This window comes from Gilliamella sp. ESL0232, assembly GCF_013346885.1.
GTDB lineage: Bacteria > Pseudomonadota > Gammaproteobacteria > Enterobacterales > Orbaceae > Gilliamella > Gilliamella bombi.
The window spans coordinates 60819-76987 of sequence record NZ_JAAEDW010000003.1 but is presented as its reverse complement, the minus strand read 5'-3'; the positions used below and the strand labels follow the sequence as shown (position 1 = coordinate 76987).

Sequence of the window (16169 nt, the reverse complement as noted above, 5' to 3'; positions counted from 1 at the left end):
AAATCCCATTAATATTTTGAACAATTACCACCAGCGGTAAAAATGATGCGTTGGTCCAATTCCTTTCCCTATATTTAAATCATCGGCATGGCTAATTGCGTTTTGTAGATAATTTTTTGCTTGGGCGACTGCTTCTTCTAAATTATTTTTAGGTAATAATGCTGCAATAGCTGCTGATAATGTGCACCCCGTTCCGTGAGTATTTTTAGTTTGGATGCGTGGAAAGGTCATTCTTATTATATTATTGTGTGTGATCAAATAATCAGGGCTTTCATTGCTAGGCAAATGTCCTCCTTTCATTAATACCGCTTTACAGCCTAACTTGAGTAATTCACGCCCTTGCTTTTGCATTTCATCTTCGGTTTTAGCTTCATCACAATCGAGTAGCGCTGCTGCTTCTGGTAGATTGGGAGTAATAATTGTGGCTAAGGGTAATAAAAGCTCACGAATAGCTGTTACGGCATCAGACTTTAAAAGGGGATGTCCACCTTTAGCAACCATTACAGTATCTAACACGATAGTAGGAATAGGGTTTGTTTTAAGAAGGTGGTGAACGGTTGCAACTATTTCTTTATTCATTAGCATACCCATTTTTACGCTATCAATTTGAATATCTTGATAAAGTGTATTAAATTGGGCTTCAATAAATTCGGGCGATATAGCTAATACTGCATCAACCCCTTGCGTGCTTTGTGCCGTTAGGGCAGTGATAACTGACATACCATATGCACCAAGTGCAGAAAAAGTTTTTAGATCGGCTTGAATACCTGCACCACCGCTAGGATCAGATCCTGCAATGGTTAATGCAATTGTTGTCATGATAGTATTTCCTATTTAACTTGTTTGATTTTGTTGATAAGCGATAATGTTGCTTGTTGAATATCTTTTTTGCCACAAATAGCCGAAACTACAGCAACGCCGTCAATGCCCGTTTGAATAATATTAGTTATATTGTTTTCATCAATACCACCAATGGCAACAGCTGGGCACTGTTTTAGTTTGACTAATTCAGTTAATTGTTCTGTTCCTATTGCTACCGTTGCATTTTTTTTGGTTATGGTTGGGAAGATAGGCCCTATGCCAATATAATTAACCTGCTGCCAAGGAACTGCTTTAAGTTGTTGTTGGTTAGTTACCGAAAGACCTAACCATTTATCTTTGCCGATAAGTTGTCGAGCTACATCAACAGGCAAATCACTTTGTCCAATATGGACACCATCGGCATCAATCGCTAAAGCAATATCTACATGATCATTTATAAATAGTGGAACAGAGGTGTCGCTTAATGCTTCTTTCAATGTTAAGGCAGCGTAGTACCAATCTTTACCGCTAAATTCATGTTCAGATCTTAACTGTATTGCAGTCACACCATTTGAAACAGCAATTTTTGTGGTGTTTATCATGCCATTAATGCCACCGCATAATAATGGATCAAGGACTAAATAGAGGGTTAAATCCAGTTGTTTTTTCATCTGATTTCCTTATTAAAGCGATGGGTTAAATGTTGATAGTTGATCTAATAGTGATATCGAGAAAGTTCCTAATCCTTGTTGTTTATTAGCTAGCTCACCAGCTTTTTTCATCATAAAACATGCACAGGCAGTGGCTGATAATGGGTCAGGCGAATTAGCTATGAAAGCCGCTACCATTGCAGATAATGAACATCCTGTACCTGTTACTTTTGTTAAAGCAATATCACCTCCAGTTATACTATATGTGCTGTTTCCGTTAGTTATGTAGTCAACATCGCCCGTCATTGCAACAATAGTTTGATATTTTTGCGCAAGCTCTTGGGCAGCGTTTAAAGCTGATTGAGTTGTGTCTTGACCGTCGGGTCCTTTTGAGAAAGATTTTTGACCATTTAGTGCTAATATTTCTGAAGCATTACCTCGTATTACTGCGGGATTAAATGATAATAATTGATGTGCAATTTCAGTTCGATAATTAAGTGCTGCTCCTACAGCAACAGGATCGAGTACCCATGGGGTTTGTGTTTGCTGTGCCTTGGCGGCCGCTAATAGCATACTTTGGGCTGTGTTGCTGTGAATAGTGCCAATATTAATCAGTAAGCTATCGGCAATATTGACAAATTCAGCAACTTCTTGTTCTGCAATCACCATTGCTGGAGATGCACCAATAGCAAGTAGTACATTGGCGGTAAAGTTTTGGACTACATCATTAGTAATGCAATGCACTAGTGGGCGGTGTTGTTTTATATGATTGATAAAAGGAGCGGTTTGGGTAATTTGGAATGATTTGGCTACTGACATATTTCTTCCTTTCTTACTGATTTATTAATTCTATAAATGTCGGGAAGAATTTGCCAATTTAAGGCTTTTATGGCTTAGACTTCCCTACGCTGGTATAATCCAGATCAGGTTCAACGGGTGAAATCTCAGTTTTTTGTTTAGACAAAAAACACCCCGAGTCAAATTGATTTTTTATTATGAACTGATTATCTGTTTTTAACAAGCTATTGTAATAATCTTTCAATATCAGTAATTGCTTTTCTATCTGGTAAGAAGATGATTAGATGATCATTGTCTTCTATGGTTAAATCAGTATTAACGATAATAACATCTTCTCCACGCACTACAGCTCCAATGGTTGCACCCGATGGGAGTTTTAGGCCATTAATATTTTTGCCAACCAGTCTTGATGTTTCACCATTACCATTGGCAATAATTTCGACAATTTCGGATTCTCCTTGTCTTAATGAAACAACTTTAACAACCCCAGTTTGTCTAACATGGCTTAATAGCTCAGATATTGTGGCGTGTTGTGGGGAAATCGCAATATCAATCACACTATCATTAATTAGTTCAAGGTAGGCTTGGCGTTGAATTAATACAATTACTTTTTTCGCTCCCATTCTTTTGGCTAACATGGAGGACATGATGTTGGATTCATCATCACTGGTAACAGCGATAAATAGATCAGTAAGTTCAACTTGTTCTTGTGAGAGCAATTCTTGATCCGATGATTCCCCATGTAATACTGTTGTATTAACAAGTTGCTCGGCAATTAATTCTGCTCGTTCGGCATTTCGCTCAATTAATTTGACTTGATAGTTATTTTCTAAACGTTTTGCTAGAGCGACAGCGACACCACCACCGCCACTGATAATTATTCGTTTATATGGTTTTTCTAACCTTTGTAACTCACTGGTCACCGCTTTGATATTAACGGGGGGAGTTATAAAGTAGACCATATCGCCCGCTTCTATAAGTGTTGAACCAAGCGGTCGGATAAAACGGTTTTTGCGGTAAATAGCTACTACTCGAGCTTCAACATGTGGTAAATGTTCTTTGAGTTCTGATAATTCACTACCTACTAAAGCACCGCCATAATAAGCGGTAACGGCAACCAAACAGACACGATTGTCGTAAAAAGATGCAAATTGTAACGAACCAGGATATTGTACTAATTGACTAATATGGTTGGTGATAAGGTTTTCTGGAGCAATGATATGATTGATATTAATACAATCTTTATTGAAAAGAGGGTAGTTTTCGTTATTGTATTCAGGTGATCTAATGCGTGCAACTTTTTGTGGAATATTGAACATGACATGCCCAATTTGGCAGGCCATCATGTTGACTTCATCAGAGTTAGTTACAGCAACAAGCATATCAGCTGATTCAGCACCAGCACTTTCTAAAACTTGTGGGTATGATGATTTTCCGCAAATCACCTGTAAATCAAAACGTTCTTGTAGTGATTGTAATTTATCATAATTTTCATCAATCACCGTGACATCATTTTGTTTTTCAGTAACAAGATATTCAGCAAGCGCACTACCTGTTTGTCCTGCACCAAGAATAATAATCTTCATAACTAACCTGTATATTTAAATGGCTTTAATTGTTACCCATTTTCCTTGTATATTAAAGCCATTGCATACTGTTTTATTTTTAGTAACAATCAGTTATTAATTTTTCAATTATACAAAACCGATTGCATCATAAACTTTTTTCAAAGTTGGTTCGGCTTTTGAGCGTGCTTTTTCTGCCCCTTCCTGCATTATTGAAATTAGATAACTTTCATCATCTCGATACTGATGATACTTCGCTTGAAGTGTAGTTAGCATATCAATGACTTGTGTTGCTACTTCGGTTTTTAGGTGGCCATACATTTTGCCTTCGAACTCTTTTTCAAGTTCGCTGATAGGCTTACCTGTCACGCCAGTTAAAATGTCAAGTAGGTTTGAAACACCAGCTTTATTTTTTAGATCGTAACGTACCACAGGTGGCTCATCTGAATCGGTCATTGCACGTTTTATTTTTTTCTCGATATCTTTTGGATTTTCGAGTAAACCAATTACGTTATTGCGATTTTCGTCTGATTTAGACATTTTTTTAGTGGGTTCTTGTAGTGACATGACGCGAGCACCTACTTTCGAAATAAAGGGCTCAGGAATAGTAAATATGTCACCGTAAAGCGCATTAAATCGCATAGCAATGTCGCGTGATAGTTCAAGATGTTGCTTTTGGTCGTCACCTACTGGTACTAAGTTTGCTTGATAGAGCAAAATATCCGCAGCCATCAGTACTGGGTAATCAAACAATCCCGCATTGATGTTTTCAGAATGACGAGATGATTTATCTTTAAATTGAGTCATACGGCTAAGTTCACCAAAGTAGGTGTAACAGTTTAATGCCCAGCCGAGTTCTGCATGCGCAGGCACTTGTGATTGTACAAAAATGGTACTTTTTTGCGGATCAATACCACAAGCTAAATATAGAGCGAGTGTGTCTAATGTGGCTTTACGTAATTTGTTCGGATCTTGGCGTACGGTAATTGCATGTTGATTGACGATACAATAAATGCAATCATATTCGCCTTGCAGAGCCACCCAATTTTTTAAAGCACCTAAGTAGTTGCCAAGTGTTAGTTCTCCTGATGGCTGAGCGCCACTAAATACAATCGGTTTGCTCATAATTTATTCCTAATCTATGCTAATTATTTTTTTGCCTTAGCTTTTGGCTGAGGTAATAATGTTAATATGTCTTTAAAATCGTCAAATAAGAAATCAGGGTTGCTAGTGGCAATCGATATGCCATAGTTATAACCATAGCTTAATGCAACAGTTGGGCAGTTAGCATTTTGGGCTGCAGTAATATCATTTTTTGAATCACCAACAAAAAGTAACTGATCACAGAATAATCCAAATTTAGCCATTACTTGGTATAAAGGGGCTGGGTGTGGTTTTAATTTGATCACATCCCCTCCACCAAGCACTAATGAAAAGTACTCTTTTATGCCTAAAGAAGTCAGCAAAGCAGGCAAAAACTGTGCCGGTTTATTGGTTACTAATGCTAGTGGATAATTATTATCGTGAAGTACTTTTAAGGTCTCTTTAACATTGGGAAACAGTTTTGTTTCTGCATCGATGACTTTATCATAGTGTTGATTAAATAGATCTTTAGCTTTGGCAAATAGTTCTGTTGATGGATCGACTTCAATTGCTTTGAATACTCGTTCTAGCATAATATCAATACCATTGCCTACAAAATTTTTGACTTGTTCGTTGCTGATTGTAGGTAGATTCAAGTCTGCTAACATATTTTGTGTTGCTAATGCTAGTCCTGGTACGCTGTCAACTAATGTACCATCTAAATCAAAAGCTACTGCTTGAATATTTTCTAGTTTATTCATGTTCAACTCCTGCTAACTCTTTACGCATGGCGTCAATAACTGTTTTATAATCGGGTTGGCTAAATATAGCTGAACCAGCAACAAACATATCGGCACCAGCTCTAGCTATTTCGGCAATATTGTCAATTTTTACACCGCCATCAATTTCTAAACGAATATTGCGTCCAGATTCAATAATGCGCTGTTTAGCTTGTTGTAATTTCTTAATTGTTGAAGGTATAAAAGATTGACCTCCAAAACCTGGGTTAACACTCATTAATAAAATAATATCAATTTTATCCATGACGTAATCTAAATAATCAAGCGGTGTAGCTGGATTAAATACAATACCAGCTGTGCAGCCATGATCTTTAATTAACTGTAATGAACGATCCAAATGGACAGTAGCTTCCGGATGAATAGATATATTGGTTGCCCCAGCTTTGGCAAATGAGGTAATTATCTCTTCAACAGGTGATACCATCAAATGCACATCAATGGGAGCCTTAATACCATAGTTTCGTAAAGCTTTACAAAACATTGCTCCCATTGTGAGATTAGGTACAAAATGGTTGTCCATGACATCAAAATGTATTACATCAGCTCCTGCATCTAGCACTTTTTGTGTATCTTCACCAAGGCGAGCGAAATCAGCTGATAATATTGATGGAGCAATAATGTATTCTTTCATAACTTACCTCTAATAACTCGCTTTATATTTAGCTATCTAAGACTTTTTGTATAATGCTAGAATCTCGTCAATTTTTTTTCTTCCTTTACCGGCACAGCTAATTGATCGTCTCATTTCTGTTCGATAAAGTTCGCTTGCATTGTTATAAAGGTTCATTGTGTAATCAGTATAATGATTAGACACAAGCACGGGTATGTTTTTTTTATACGCCATAGTTTCAGCTAATTCTGACAAGTTTTTGTGCTCTTCAAATCCAAATATATTTGAGTAATAAGCCGTAAATCCAGCTGATTCATTTGGGGGTATATAGGGGGGATCACAATAAATTACTGAATTTTTTGCCGCTTTCTTCATTACTTCGTGGTAAGGTGCGCAAAAAAATTGTGCTCTTTGAGCTTTTTCTGCAAAAAAGTAAAGTTCTTTTTCAGGAAAATAAATTGTCTTATAGCGTCCAAATGGTACGTTAAATAGTCCATTGTTGTTATAACGACATAAGCCGTTATAACAATGTCGATTTAAATAGACAAATAAAAGCGATCTGATGTACTGATCTTTACTTCCATTGAATACATCACGCAGTTGATAAAACGCATCTGGGTGATTGTTTTGAGCAACAAATAGTAATCTAAGGTCACGGATAAATTGATCTGGACTTGATTTTAATAATGTAAATAATGAAATTAAGTCATGGTTGATATCCGCTAAGATATAACTTTTATAGTTAGTATTTAAAAAAACAGAACCAGCTCCAACAAAAGGTTCTATTAGCTGATCGCCCTCTGGTAGATACCGTTTAATTGTGTCCACAAGCTCATATTTTCCTCCAGCCCATTTTAAAAAGGCTCGTTGCTTCTTCAACGGATACTCCTATTTGTCGTTGATCGGATAAATAAACGATATCCTTGGTTATTTTGCTACTTTTTCTTTATTAATCATTGCACCAGATTTAACCCATGGTTTGTCTTTCTGTAGTGCATTTGGCAAAGACTTGATTGCTTTATGTGCCTCATCTACTGATGAATAGTTGCCTTTTATTAAAATAAACATTGAACCAGATTTATGTTTGGTTTCATAAATATGGTAATCTGTTATATCGTTTTGTTTTACAAATTTTTTTAGACCTTCAAGTGATTTAGAGGCACTAAGCTGAACGACATAATGATCATTTTTTATCTTAATATTTTTCCCTAAATCATTATTTTCAGTTTTACGATTAACAGAGTTAGATGTGTTTTTTTTCGTATTATTTTTATTTGATTTAACCCTACCATTAGATGTTGCCGCAGAATGATGATTTGCTTTAGAATCTCCATTTGAGTCATTTATTGATAGGTTTAAGCCATTACTTGTATCTGAAAAGGATTCAAGTTGCTGTTGTTGTGTATTAAATTTATTTAATGTACTGTTTGATGTATCTGTCACCAGTTCATTACTTTTAGGTTGATTTCCACCAATTCCAACACTATTTTGTTCATCAGTGATTGTATTATTGTTTTCTTCTGTTGAAGCCACTCCATTAACCACAGGTGGTGTTAATGGTGTTCCTTCTTTTTTACGAGAAGAATTAAAAATAATCAAACCAAGCAATAAAAGAATAATAATTGCTGAACCAAAAATAATTAATTTTTTCTTTGGAAGATCTTGAAGAAAACTAAGTAATCTGAATGAATGCGCAGAATCCTTATTGGGTTGTTCTGATATATAACGGTCATCTTTATCTACACGCATACTTACTCCTTAACCTATCAAAAGATTTATTACTTAATGATTAGCTATTATTTCTAAAATACACGACTTAAATTTGCTCTATTTTATCAATAATATAATTAGCAACACCTTTGGCGCTTTGTTCATCGGTTTTAATTGTAATATCAGCAATCTCTTCGTAAAGTGGTTCGCGCTCTCCAGCTAGCTCTTCGTAAAGCTCACGTGGTGTGTTGCTTCCTTGTAGTAATGGGCGGCGTTTATCTTTTTGTGTTCTTGCCATCTGTTTTTCAATGGTTGTTTCAAGATAGACAACGATTCCTCGAGCGGATAATCTATTTCGTGTCTCTTTAGATAAGACTGAACCCCCACCAGTTGCAAGAACTACACCTTGTTTTTCAGTCAATTCGTTAATGACTTTTTCTTCTCTGGCTCGGAATCCCTCTTCTCCTTCTAGGTCAAAAATCCATGCAATATCGGCTCCAGTACGTTTTTCAATCTCTTGATCTGAGTCAAAAAAATCCATGCCTAACTGTTGTGCAATTTGTCGGCCTATAGTGCTTTTTCCTGCCCCCATTGGGCCAATTAGAAAGATATTTCGCTTTTCTGCCATTGTTGTTTCATCATCTGTTAATTTTGGTTAAAATATACAACACAATGTCAACTTGCTTTGATTTATATGATCATTCGCTTTATCATTGTGTAACTTTTCTTGGATCTCCGTCTAACGACAAAAATTTAGGTCGGTAATTATCTCAATAGATAGTACCTTTTGGCAATAGGTATTTACCAATACTTTTAGCTAATACCAGCTTGATGCAAATCATGGATGTTTAAAACCCCTACTAATTCATCGTTGTTATTAACAACCGGAGCGGCAGTAATATTATGATCAGTAAATAATTTTAGTGCTTCGACAGCCTTCCAACTTTCAGGAATTCGATGTCCCAAGCTGGTCATAACGTCCATAATGTTATCTTGTAATGTACCATTTTTTAATAATAAGCGACGTAAATCACCATCGGTAAATACACCAACTATTTTATTATTATCTTGGCAGATTGCAACTAGCCCTACTCCTGTACGGCTTAATTCTAGCATGGCATCAAATACGGTTGCAGTTTGTGGTATTTTAGGAATACGATCACCTGTTCGCATTACATCTTTGACATGATTGAGTAATTTAGCCCCTAAACTACCTGCAGGGTGGGAGCGTGCAAAATCTTCTTCTTTAAAGCCTCGTGCTCGCATTACTGCAATTGCTAGCGCATCTCCCATTAATAATGTATTAGTTGAACTAGAGGTTGGCGCAAGTCCCATAGGACAAGCTTCTTTTTCAATTGAAATATCAAGAATTGCTTGGGCTGATTTAGCAAGTGGTGAATCCAACCCTCCAGTGATAGCAATAACAGGCACCTGCATTTCTGTAAGAATAGGTAAAATTAAATTAAATTCCTTAGCTCGACCCGAGTATGAAATTAATATAGCTACGTCGTTTTGAGTTATCATTCCTAAGTCGCCATGCAGGGCTTCCGATGGATGCATAAAAAAAGCAGGACTTCCTGTACTAGCTAACGAAGCGGCAATCTTTTTCCCTATATGCCCTGATTTTCCAATACCCGAAACAACGACTTTACCTTTGGCGGTTAAAATAAGTTTGCATGCGTTAACAAAATCTTTGCCTAATCTATCTGGTAATTTTTTTGCTTCGTATATCTCCAATTCAAGAAGCTCTCGACCATATTGTAATAATTTATCCATTTAATTAGCCTATTGAATAAAACGTGTTATCAGTGCATTTATAATCGGAAATTAAGGACAAGACGATTATAAAAGATGAACAGGTTTTAGTTTAACAATTAATGTTTAAATATTCAAAAAAGTATGCATTTTAGACTTAATATTTACTAATTACTTTTTAATAATCTAAAAACCTAGGGCAACTTTAATTCCTAGTGTAATTAAAATAATACCCAGTAATTTATCAATGATAAATTGAAGTTTAAAGTAACGACGTTGTACGCTTTGTGTTTGAAAAATAAATACCACAAAAGGCCACCAAAAAATAGCTTCAATCCAAATGATAGATGCGACAATGAGCTTATCAAAGATTGATGACTCTGCATTGAGTACTTGAGTAAAGGTAGCTAAAAAGAATAATGTTGCTTTTGGATTAAGTAAATTACATAAAAAGCCTTGCATAAAGGCTGATTTACCTGAAATTGACTGCAAAATTTGTTGTTCACCAATATAGGTTATATTTGTCTTTTTAGCCATTAGTGCCTTTATGCCAAGCCATATTAAGTAAGTGGCACCCGCATAGCGTAAGGCGTTATAAAGAAGTGGAGTTGTGGTGATAAGTACTGCAATACCCGCAATACAATAGCTCATATGAACTAAGATGGCGATGATGACGCCTAGACAAGTGAGCAATGCTATCTTGCGGTTATAGCTTAAGCTATTTTTTAACACCAAAAAGAAATCAGGCCCAGGTGAGATCATACCTAAAAAGCTAATTGTAGAGACAAAAATTAATGTATCAAACGTCATTTTTCGTGCCTATTTAAATACTTGTGCTGAATTATTGAGCGTTGCAATATTAGATTTATTTTGTTCAATAAACTGTTTTTTATCAAAATTAGGTTCAGTTAAATAGTCAGTCAAAAATTTAGCGTTAGTTTTGACTTGGGCTCCATTTAAAATTAAACGAGGTAAGTCAATCTGATAAATAGTTTGATCAGTGTTTTTTTGTAGATCTTGCGTATGTGCATTTGTTAATAAATAAAGTTTGCGTTCTTTTTCTGAAAGACGATTGATTGTTGGTGTGCCTGCTCCCATCATTAAATGATCTGGAAAAATATAAAATACAGTATCTTCTAATACACCTTCTTCTTTTAGATGTTGGATAAAAATTCCCAAATTATGATCTAGTGAAGCAGCAACGAAAGACATATTATCTGATTTTGGTGAAATAACCGATTTCATTCTTTCATCATCAAAACCATTTGGTGCATGAGTTGAAACAGTTGAAATAAATAAAGCAAAAGGTTTTTTTGTTTTGCGCATTTCAGTAATTTGTTTTTGCGCTACATCAAAAATGTCTTTGTCATACAGCCCAAAAGGTGCTGGTGGATATTGGCCGACATAGTTTTTTTCAGAAATGACTTGCATACCAAACAGTTCTGCAGTGTGACCAATACCAGCAAAATCAGGGCTAGCCATTACATAACGGGTTTGATAGCCCGCTTGATTAAGTATATCGCCTAGGCTAACTAGATTGGTTTTGTCTGCGCGCATTAGTGGTGATGTTGTGTAGCCACCAATTAGAAAGGGCATGCCGGTCATATAAGTGTACATCGATGCGGTAGTCCATGAGCTTCCTGGACTCATGGGCATATTAGCAAAAAAGGTATAATCTTGGCGAAGTTTTTGTAAATTAGGGGTAATATCCTCAAAATCGAAAAAGCCTTGTTCAAATGATTCTAAAGATAAAACAATAATATTTTTACCTTGATAGCTAACAAGCTGATCTTTATTGGTATAGTGAGTCATATTAAGTGATTGTAACGCCTGCTCAAATGGCTCACGAGGTGCGCTTGTAACTTGATAGATTTCGTATAAGCGACTGAATGGACCATTATTGTAACTGATGGATACTATTGCCACAAAGGCTAGTAACAGACGAAATACTAAATGACATTTACGTTTGCATAAATCTGCGAGTTTTGATAGCAAAAAAATAAGGGAAAAAAAGACAACGATAACTAAGACTGCTTGTAATTTAAAAATAAATAGCCCTTCGATTATGTCATTAATGTTTAAATTTACATAAAACTGATAATCAATAAAGCCACCACTAAAATAGATAGAAGTTAGCTCCATTACAATAAAGATCGTTAGTAAAGTTATGGTTAGCATTTGCCATTTTGTCTGTTTAAAGAGTGAGGCAAAAACAATTGTAATAATAAAAAGTGGCAAAACAATTAATGTCGATAATGGCATAAGATATTGTTACTCAATATATTCAAAAATCAATTTTGCCTAAGTATATACTTAATGGATAAAAAAATAAAAATATCGGTTGATAATGTTTGATTTGTGGTTTTGAAATTCGAAATTGGGTATGTATTGTATGAATAATAATTATAGCGCCATAGTACCTTAAATGATAATTGTTATTATTTGAGGTTGATAATTAATTCTATTCGCAATAAGATATTGATGAAATTATTGCGATAATGTCCGAGGTTGCTATGCCGTGGTTTATACGGAAAATAGTTGTTATTTTATTTGTATCTTTGTTTTCACACTCTTTTTGTTATGCCGATATTGCATTACCTACCCCTCAAACTAAAGATGGAATGAGTCTATTTGAAAGTCTAAAAAAACGATCTTCAACTCCTGGGGGGGGCTTTCCTACTGGTAAAATTTCTGATGACGAACTTTCGACAGTACTTTGGGCTGCAAGTGGTTTAAATCGTGGTAAAACAGGGTGGACGGTGCCGATGGTTAAGGGTAAATCTCCTTATGTGAGAATCTACCTCGCCAGTGAAAAGGGTACTTTTTTATATGAGTGGGAAGGTCATTATTTAAAAGAAATTAATAATAAAGATATTCGTGCTGATATTGGTTTGCAAAGTTTTACAAGGCGAGCAGCCTATTCATTGATTTTTGTGTCGGATGCTAGTGCATTAACCGATATAAATCCAGAACAAATCGCTAACTTTAATTACACGGCCGTTGGTGCAATGAGTCAAAACGCTTATTTAGTTGCGTCGGCACTAAAATTAAGCGCTCGTTATATTCACTCCATTAAACCAGAAGTTATTAGCCAAGAGCTACAATTACCAGAAGGCAGTAAACCACTAGGTATGCTTTTAATAGGAAAATAAAAGGTAAAGTTAAGATATGAAACGATTTTTAATACTTGCTTTGCTTCTTATTGGAAGTTTAATGGCTTTGGCCCCATCATCTTATGCTGCCGAAAAAAAATACGAAAGTTGGAATGCTATTGTTGACGAAATGGATACCATCTTAAATGACGCTTATGATATCTATTTTATAAAAGATGTTGAGCGTGCTAAAGCTCGAGTTAATAATGCCTATTTTGGCTTTTATGAAAAGCATGGGGTTGAGCGTGCGGTTATGTCTTATATTTCGGGTAAACGAGGAACCGATACCGAATATCAATTTGCCAAAATTAAACGTTTAATGAACGATGGTGCGTCGAATAAAGTTGTTAGAAATGAAATTGATACTATTTTAAAAATGTTACATGAAGATGCTAACGAACTAGATGGTAAGCAAGAGAGCGGTTGGAGCATTCTGTTAGCTTCGTTTATTATCATTTTTAGGGAAGGGCTGGAAGCGATTTTAGTGATTGCGGCAATTTCAGCTTATTTGGTTCGTTCTGGACATCTTGCCATGGTAAAAGTAGTTTATATGAGCTCACTTGTAGCTATTTTTGCCAGTATTTTAGCGGCAATTGCTCTTCATACTGTGTTTGATATTAGCGGCGCAAATCAAGAAATTATTGAAGGAATTGCTATGCTCTTGGCAACAGTCGTACTATTTTTTATTAGTAATTGGATGTTTTCAAAGGCAGAAGCTGAGGCTTGGAAAAGCTATGTTGAAGAAAAGGTACAAACAGCAGTGTCATCTGGTAGTCGCTTTGCCTTAGGTTTTGCTGCCTTTTTAGCTGTTTTTCGTGAAGGTGCTGAAACGATCTTGTTTTACCAAGCAATGCTAATTGAAGCTAAAGAACACATGGATATGGTTTGGTATGGGCTAGCTATTGGAACGATAATTCTTGCGATTATTTTTGTCGTTATTCGTTTTGGTACCATGAAATTACCAATTCGCCCATTCTTTATTGGCACTAGTATTTTGATGTATATCATGGCAATAGCTTTTGCCGGTGGTGGAGTAAAAGAATTACAAGAGGCAGATATGATCCCAGTTACCTCTGTTGATTTTATACATTCTGTCGAAGTTTTAGGTATTTATCCAACAGTCGAGACATTAGTTCCACAAATAATTATGGTATTTATTGTAGTAGTTTCTGTCATATATTACAAAGCTAAACATAGTTGTAAAAAGCAATAATTATTAATATTGCTTATTTGCTTAAAATTGCATAAATGCGGATTGAAAAACTGAGTTGTGTTAATACCCAAAAAAACAAGTGTAATAAATTTTCAAAAACTAAGAGAAGGAGTTTTCAATGAAAAAATTAATTTTATCAGCAGGTATTGCTTCAATACTTGCCTTATCTTCATTCGTTCATGCAGCAGCACCGGCACCTGGCGAACAAAAAGGATTTGAAGAGTTTCCAATTGGTGATGAAGTAACCGTGGGGCCATTACACATTGGTGCTGTTTATTTCCAACCTGTTGATATGGAACCCGCTGGTATGGGTGGTTTACCAGCCTCAAAATCAGACATGCACATTGAAGCTGATATTTCAGCTGCAGAAGGTAATAACTTAGGTTATGGCGTAGGTGATTTTGTTCCTTACTTAACTGTAAAATATAAAATTCAAAAGCAAGGCAGTGATAAAGTAATTGAAGGTAACTTTATGCCAATGAATGCCTCTGATGGTCCTCACTATGGTAATAATATAAAATTAGATGGTGCTGGTAAATATAAAGTAACATTTATGATTGAAAACCCAGAAAAACAAGGTTATTTACTACATGTTGATAAAGAAACAGGTGTGGAAGGACGCTTTTGGAGCAAACCTATCGAAGTTTCTTGGGACTTTGATTACATTCCACGCGCATGGTAATGATTTTAAAATAACTAATTATATTAAATAATTAATAATCAGTTATTGGTGAGCATTATGCTCACCAATAATATTTGCAATAGTTAGGCAATGAATATGCTTCAATACCTTATCAATATTACCGATAATACTTTCGTTCCAGCAATGATGATGGCATTACTGAGCGCTGCAATTATAAGATCCACGCCTCATCATATTAAAAAAATTATTTTGTTTGGTTTTGTATTGGGCTTTATTGCTGCATTGATTTATGCCATTTTAAAACGCAACACAGGGTTTGCTGTTCGTGAATATTATGATCTTGGAGTGATCATACCTTGGGTTATTATTGCTATACCGTTGATTGTTGCTATTTGCTTGCAAAAATCCACCCATAATCGAACTGGTAAATTCTTTTTTACACTACTATTTGCACTCAGTATTGGTTTGATAAGCGCCCAGTGTTTACCTAATTTAATGCTCTATCCATTCGAATTTTCTGTCGGAATGGACTCTATTTTTAATAATGATTACTTGTTTAAATGGGTGGGCTATGGGGTTGCGCTACTAGTAATTTTGTTGACAGGGTTATTTGTTTATCATACTTGTGGCCGATTATCAGCGCGATTTGTGTTTGCCATTACTTCACTGTCGATCGTTATTTTTACTCTGCAAAATAGTATTAACATTTTACAAATTTTAATTGTTAGACGCTTTATTTCATCACAACCATGGATGATGAAATTGGTTATTTTCATCCTTGGGCATGTTAACTTTTTTATTTTTATATTTACCGCTATTGTGCTTTGTTTAGCTATTGTTTTATATCTCAAATCAAAAACAACCTCGTTAGTCGGTAGTAACCCTGCTCAAATTCGTAAACTTAAAGCCCAATTACGTAGTGATAGACGATGCGCTTTAATGATTATGGCAGGTACAGCGATCACTGCTTATACCGTAACTCGCGCTCGCTATATTTTTGAAAAAGGGGTAGAACTGACACCTGCTGAGCCAGTAACACCGAATACCGATAATTTAATTGTTATTCCCCTTGATAAAGTAAATGATGGCAATTTACACCGTTATGGCTATCAAGCCACGGATGGTACTTTAGTTCGTTTTATTGTTATTAAAAAAAGTGAAAATGCGTATGGCGTTGGGTTTGATGCTTGTGATATTTGTGGTGCAAGTGGTTACTACCAACGTGGAAATCAAGTAGTCTGTATTTTGTGTGATGTAGTAATGAATATTGCAACGATTGGGTTTTCTGGTGGGTGTAATCCTGTGCCACTTAAGTATGAAATTATTGACGGTAATATGGTGATTCGCCCTGCAAATCTTGAAGCAGAAAAAAACCGTTTTAAATAAAGG

17 protein-coding genes and 1 riboswitch are annotated in these 16169 nt (G+C 35.6%); of the genes, 4 read left to right on the top strand and 13 right to left on the bottom strand.

Features of this window, described 5'->3' with window-relative positions; all coding sequences use genetic code 11:
* Positions 1-24: 24 nt before the first annotated feature.
* From thiD to GYW75_RS04700, 13 genes are all read right to left on the bottom strand, one after another.
* Positions 25-819 carry a bifunctional hydroxymethylpyrimidine kinase/phosphomethylpyrimidine kinase gene (gene thiD / locus GYW75_RS04760; protein ID WP_174798627.1) on the bottom strand — a complete coding sequence of 265 codons (795 nt, stop codon included), beginning with the start codon at positions 817-819 and terminating at the stop codon, positions 25-27.
* Between the two features lie 11 nt (positions 820-830).
* A complete protein-coding gene (thiE, locus tag GYW75_RS04755; protein ID WP_174798626.1) occupies positions 831-1472 on the bottom strand; it encodes a thiamine phosphate synthase in 642 nt (213 codons plus the stop codon).
* 12 nt (positions 1473-1484) lie between these two features.
* On the bottom strand, positions 1485-2270 hold the full coding sequence (gene thiM / locus GYW75_RS04750) for a hydroxyethylthiazole kinase (RefSeq protein WP_174798625.1): 786 nt from the start codon (positions 2268-2270) through the stop codon (positions 1485-1487).
* A 64-nt stretch (positions 2271-2334) separates the two neighbouring features.
* Positions 2335-2436, bottom strand: a riboswitch (TPP riboswitch).
* Between the two features lie 37 nt (positions 2437-2473).
* Positions 2474-3835, bottom strand: a complete 1362-nt coding sequence (gene trkA / locus GYW75_RS04745) for a Trk system potassium transporter TrkA (RefSeq protein ID WP_065589479.1) — start codon at positions 3833-3835, stop codon at positions 2474-2476.
* Between the two features lie 108 nt (positions 3836-3943).
* Positions 3944-4939: a tryptophan--tRNA ligase gene (trpS, locus tag GYW75_RS04740; RefSeq protein ID WP_174798624.1), complete on the bottom strand. Its 996-nt coding sequence runs from the start codon at positions 4937-4939 to the stop codon at positions 3944-3946.
* 23 nt (positions 4940-4962) lie between these two features.
* Positions 4963-5658 (bottom strand): phosphoglycolate phosphatase, encoded by a 696-nt coding sequence (locus GYW75_RS04735; RefSeq protein WP_065561329.1) that lies wholly within the window; start codon positions 5656-5658, stop codon positions 4963-4965.
* A complete protein-coding gene (rpe, locus tag GYW75_RS04730; RefSeq protein WP_065625683.1) occupies positions 5651-6328 on the bottom strand; it encodes a ribulose-phosphate 3-epimerase in 678 nt (225 codons plus the stop codon). The genes GYW75_RS04735 and rpe overlap by 8 nt, the downstream gene beginning before the upstream one ends.
* Before the next feature lie 36 nt (positions 6329-6364).
* Entirely contained in the window at positions 6365-7186 is an 822-nt protein-coding gene (locus tag GYW75_RS04725) for a Dam family site-specific DNA-(adenine-N6)-methyltransferase (protein WP_065589483.1), read from the bottom strand.
* Between the two features lie 48 nt (positions 7187-7234).
* Complete coding sequence (locus tag GYW75_RS04720) at positions 7235-8056, bottom strand: SPOR domain-containing protein (RefSeq protein ID WP_085163994.1); 822 nt, start codon at positions 8054-8056, stop codon at positions 7235-7237.
* Between the two features lie 67 nt (positions 8057-8123).
* Positions 8124-8645: a shikimate kinase AroK gene (gene aroK / locus GYW75_RS04715; RefSeq protein WP_034912252.1), complete on the bottom strand. Its 522-nt coding sequence runs from the start codon at positions 8643-8645 to the stop codon at positions 8124-8126.
* A 185-nt stretch (positions 8646-8830) separates the two neighbouring features.
* Complete coding sequence (gutQ, locus tag GYW75_RS04710; protein ID WP_174798623.1) at positions 8831-9793, bottom strand: arabinose-5-phosphate isomerase GutQ; 963 nt, start codon at positions 9791-9793, stop codon at positions 8831-8833.
* A 165-nt stretch (positions 9794-9958) separates the two neighbouring features.
* Positions 9959-10582: a LysE family transporter gene (locus tag GYW75_RS04705; RefSeq protein ID WP_174798622.1), complete on the bottom strand. Its 624-nt coding sequence runs from the start codon at positions 10580-10582 to the stop codon at positions 9959-9961.
* A 9-nt stretch (positions 10583-10591) separates the two neighbouring features.
* Complete coding sequence (locus tag GYW75_RS04700; protein WP_085163995.1) at positions 10592-12034, bottom strand: LTA synthase family protein; 1443 nt, start codon at positions 12032-12034, stop codon at positions 10592-10594.
* A 251-nt stretch (positions 12035-12285) separates the two neighbouring features.
* On the opposite strand from GYW75_RS04700, the gene GYW75_RS04695 reads away from it, so the two are divergent.
* The 4 genes from GYW75_RS04695 (at position 12286) to GYW75_RS04680 (ending at position 16166) form a co-directional block, all read left to right on the top strand.
* Entirely contained in the window at positions 12286-12924 is a 639-nt protein-coding gene (locus tag GYW75_RS04695) for a nitroreductase family protein (protein WP_167370044.1), read from the top strand.
* A gap of 16 nt (positions 12925-12940) precedes the next feature.
* Positions 12941-14137, top strand: a complete 1197-nt coding sequence (locus tag GYW75_RS04690; RefSeq protein WP_202983924.1) for an FTR1 family iron permease — start codon at positions 12941-12943, stop codon at positions 14135-14137.
* Positions 14138-14255: 118 nt separating this feature from the next.
* The gene (locus tag GYW75_RS04685; protein WP_034912235.1) at positions 14256-14819 is read left to right on the top strand and encodes an iron transporter; all 564 of its coding nucleotides are present in this window, start codon (positions 14256-14258) and stop codon (positions 14817-14819) included.
* A 96-nt stretch (positions 14820-14915) separates the two neighbouring features.
* On the top strand, positions 14916-16166 hold the full coding sequence (locus tag GYW75_RS04680) for a Fe-S-containing protein (protein WP_174798621.1): 1251 nt from the start codon (positions 14916-14918) through the stop codon (positions 16164-16166).
* Positions 16167-16169: the final 3 nt, after the last annotated feature.

Coding starts and splice junctions, on each gene's coding strand:
- thiD (WP_174798627.1), bottom strand. CDS start 819: ATGACAACAATTGCATTAACCATTGCAGGATCTGATCCTAGCGGTGGT.
- thiE (WP_174798626.1), bottom strand. CDS start 1,472: ATGAAAAAACAACTGGATTTAACCCTCTATTTAGTCCTTGATCCATTA.
- thiM (WP_174798625.1), bottom strand. CDS start 2,270: ATGTCAGTAGCCAAATCATTCCAAATTACCCAAACCGCTCCTTTTATC.
- trkA (WP_065589479.1), bottom strand. CDS start 3,835: ATGAAGATTATTATTCTTGGTGCAGGACAAACAGGTAGTGCGCTTGCT.
- trpS (WP_174798624.1), bottom strand. CDS start 4,939: ATGAGCAAACCGATTGTATTTAGTGGCGCTCAGCCATCAGGAGAACTA.
- GYW75_RS04735 (WP_065561329.1), bottom strand. CDS start 5,658: ATGAATAAACTAGAAAATATTCAAGCAGTAGCTTTTGATTTAGATGGT.
- rpe (WP_065625683.1), bottom strand. CDS start 6,328: ATGAAAGAATACATTATTGCTCCATCAATATTATCAGCTGATTTCGCT.
- GYW75_RS04720 (WP_085163994.1), bottom strand. CDS start 8,056: ATGCGTGTAGATAAAGATGACCGTTATATATCAGAACAACCCAATAAG.
- aroK (WP_034912252.1), bottom strand. CDS start 8,645: ATGGCAGAAAAGCGAAATATCTTTCTAATTGGCCCAATGGGGGCAGGA.
- gutQ (WP_174798623.1), bottom strand. CDS start 9,793: ATGGATAAATTATTACAATATGGTCGAGAGCTTCTTGAATTGGAGATA.
- GYW75_RS04705 (WP_174798622.1), bottom strand. CDS start 10,582: ATGACGTTTGATACATTAATTTTTGTCTCTACAATTAGCTTTTTAGGT.
- GYW75_RS04700 (WP_085163995.1), bottom strand. CDS start 12,034: ATGCCATTATCGACATTAATTGTTTTGCCACTTTTTATTATTACAATT.
- GYW75_RS04695 (WP_167370044.1), top strand. CDS start 12,286: ATGCCGTGGTTTATACGGAAAATAGTTGTTATTTTATTTGTATCTTTG.
- GYW75_RS04690 (WP_202983924.1), top strand. CDS start 12,941: ATGAAACGATTTTTAATACTTGCTTTGCTTCTTATTGGAAGTTTAATG.
- GYW75_RS04685 (WP_034912235.1), top strand. CDS start 14,256: ATGAAAAAATTAATTTTATCAGCAGGTATTGCTTCAATACTTGCCTTA.
- GYW75_RS04680 (WP_174798621.1), top strand. CDS start 14,916: ATGCTTCAATACCTTATCAATATTACCGATAATACTTTCGTTCCAGCA.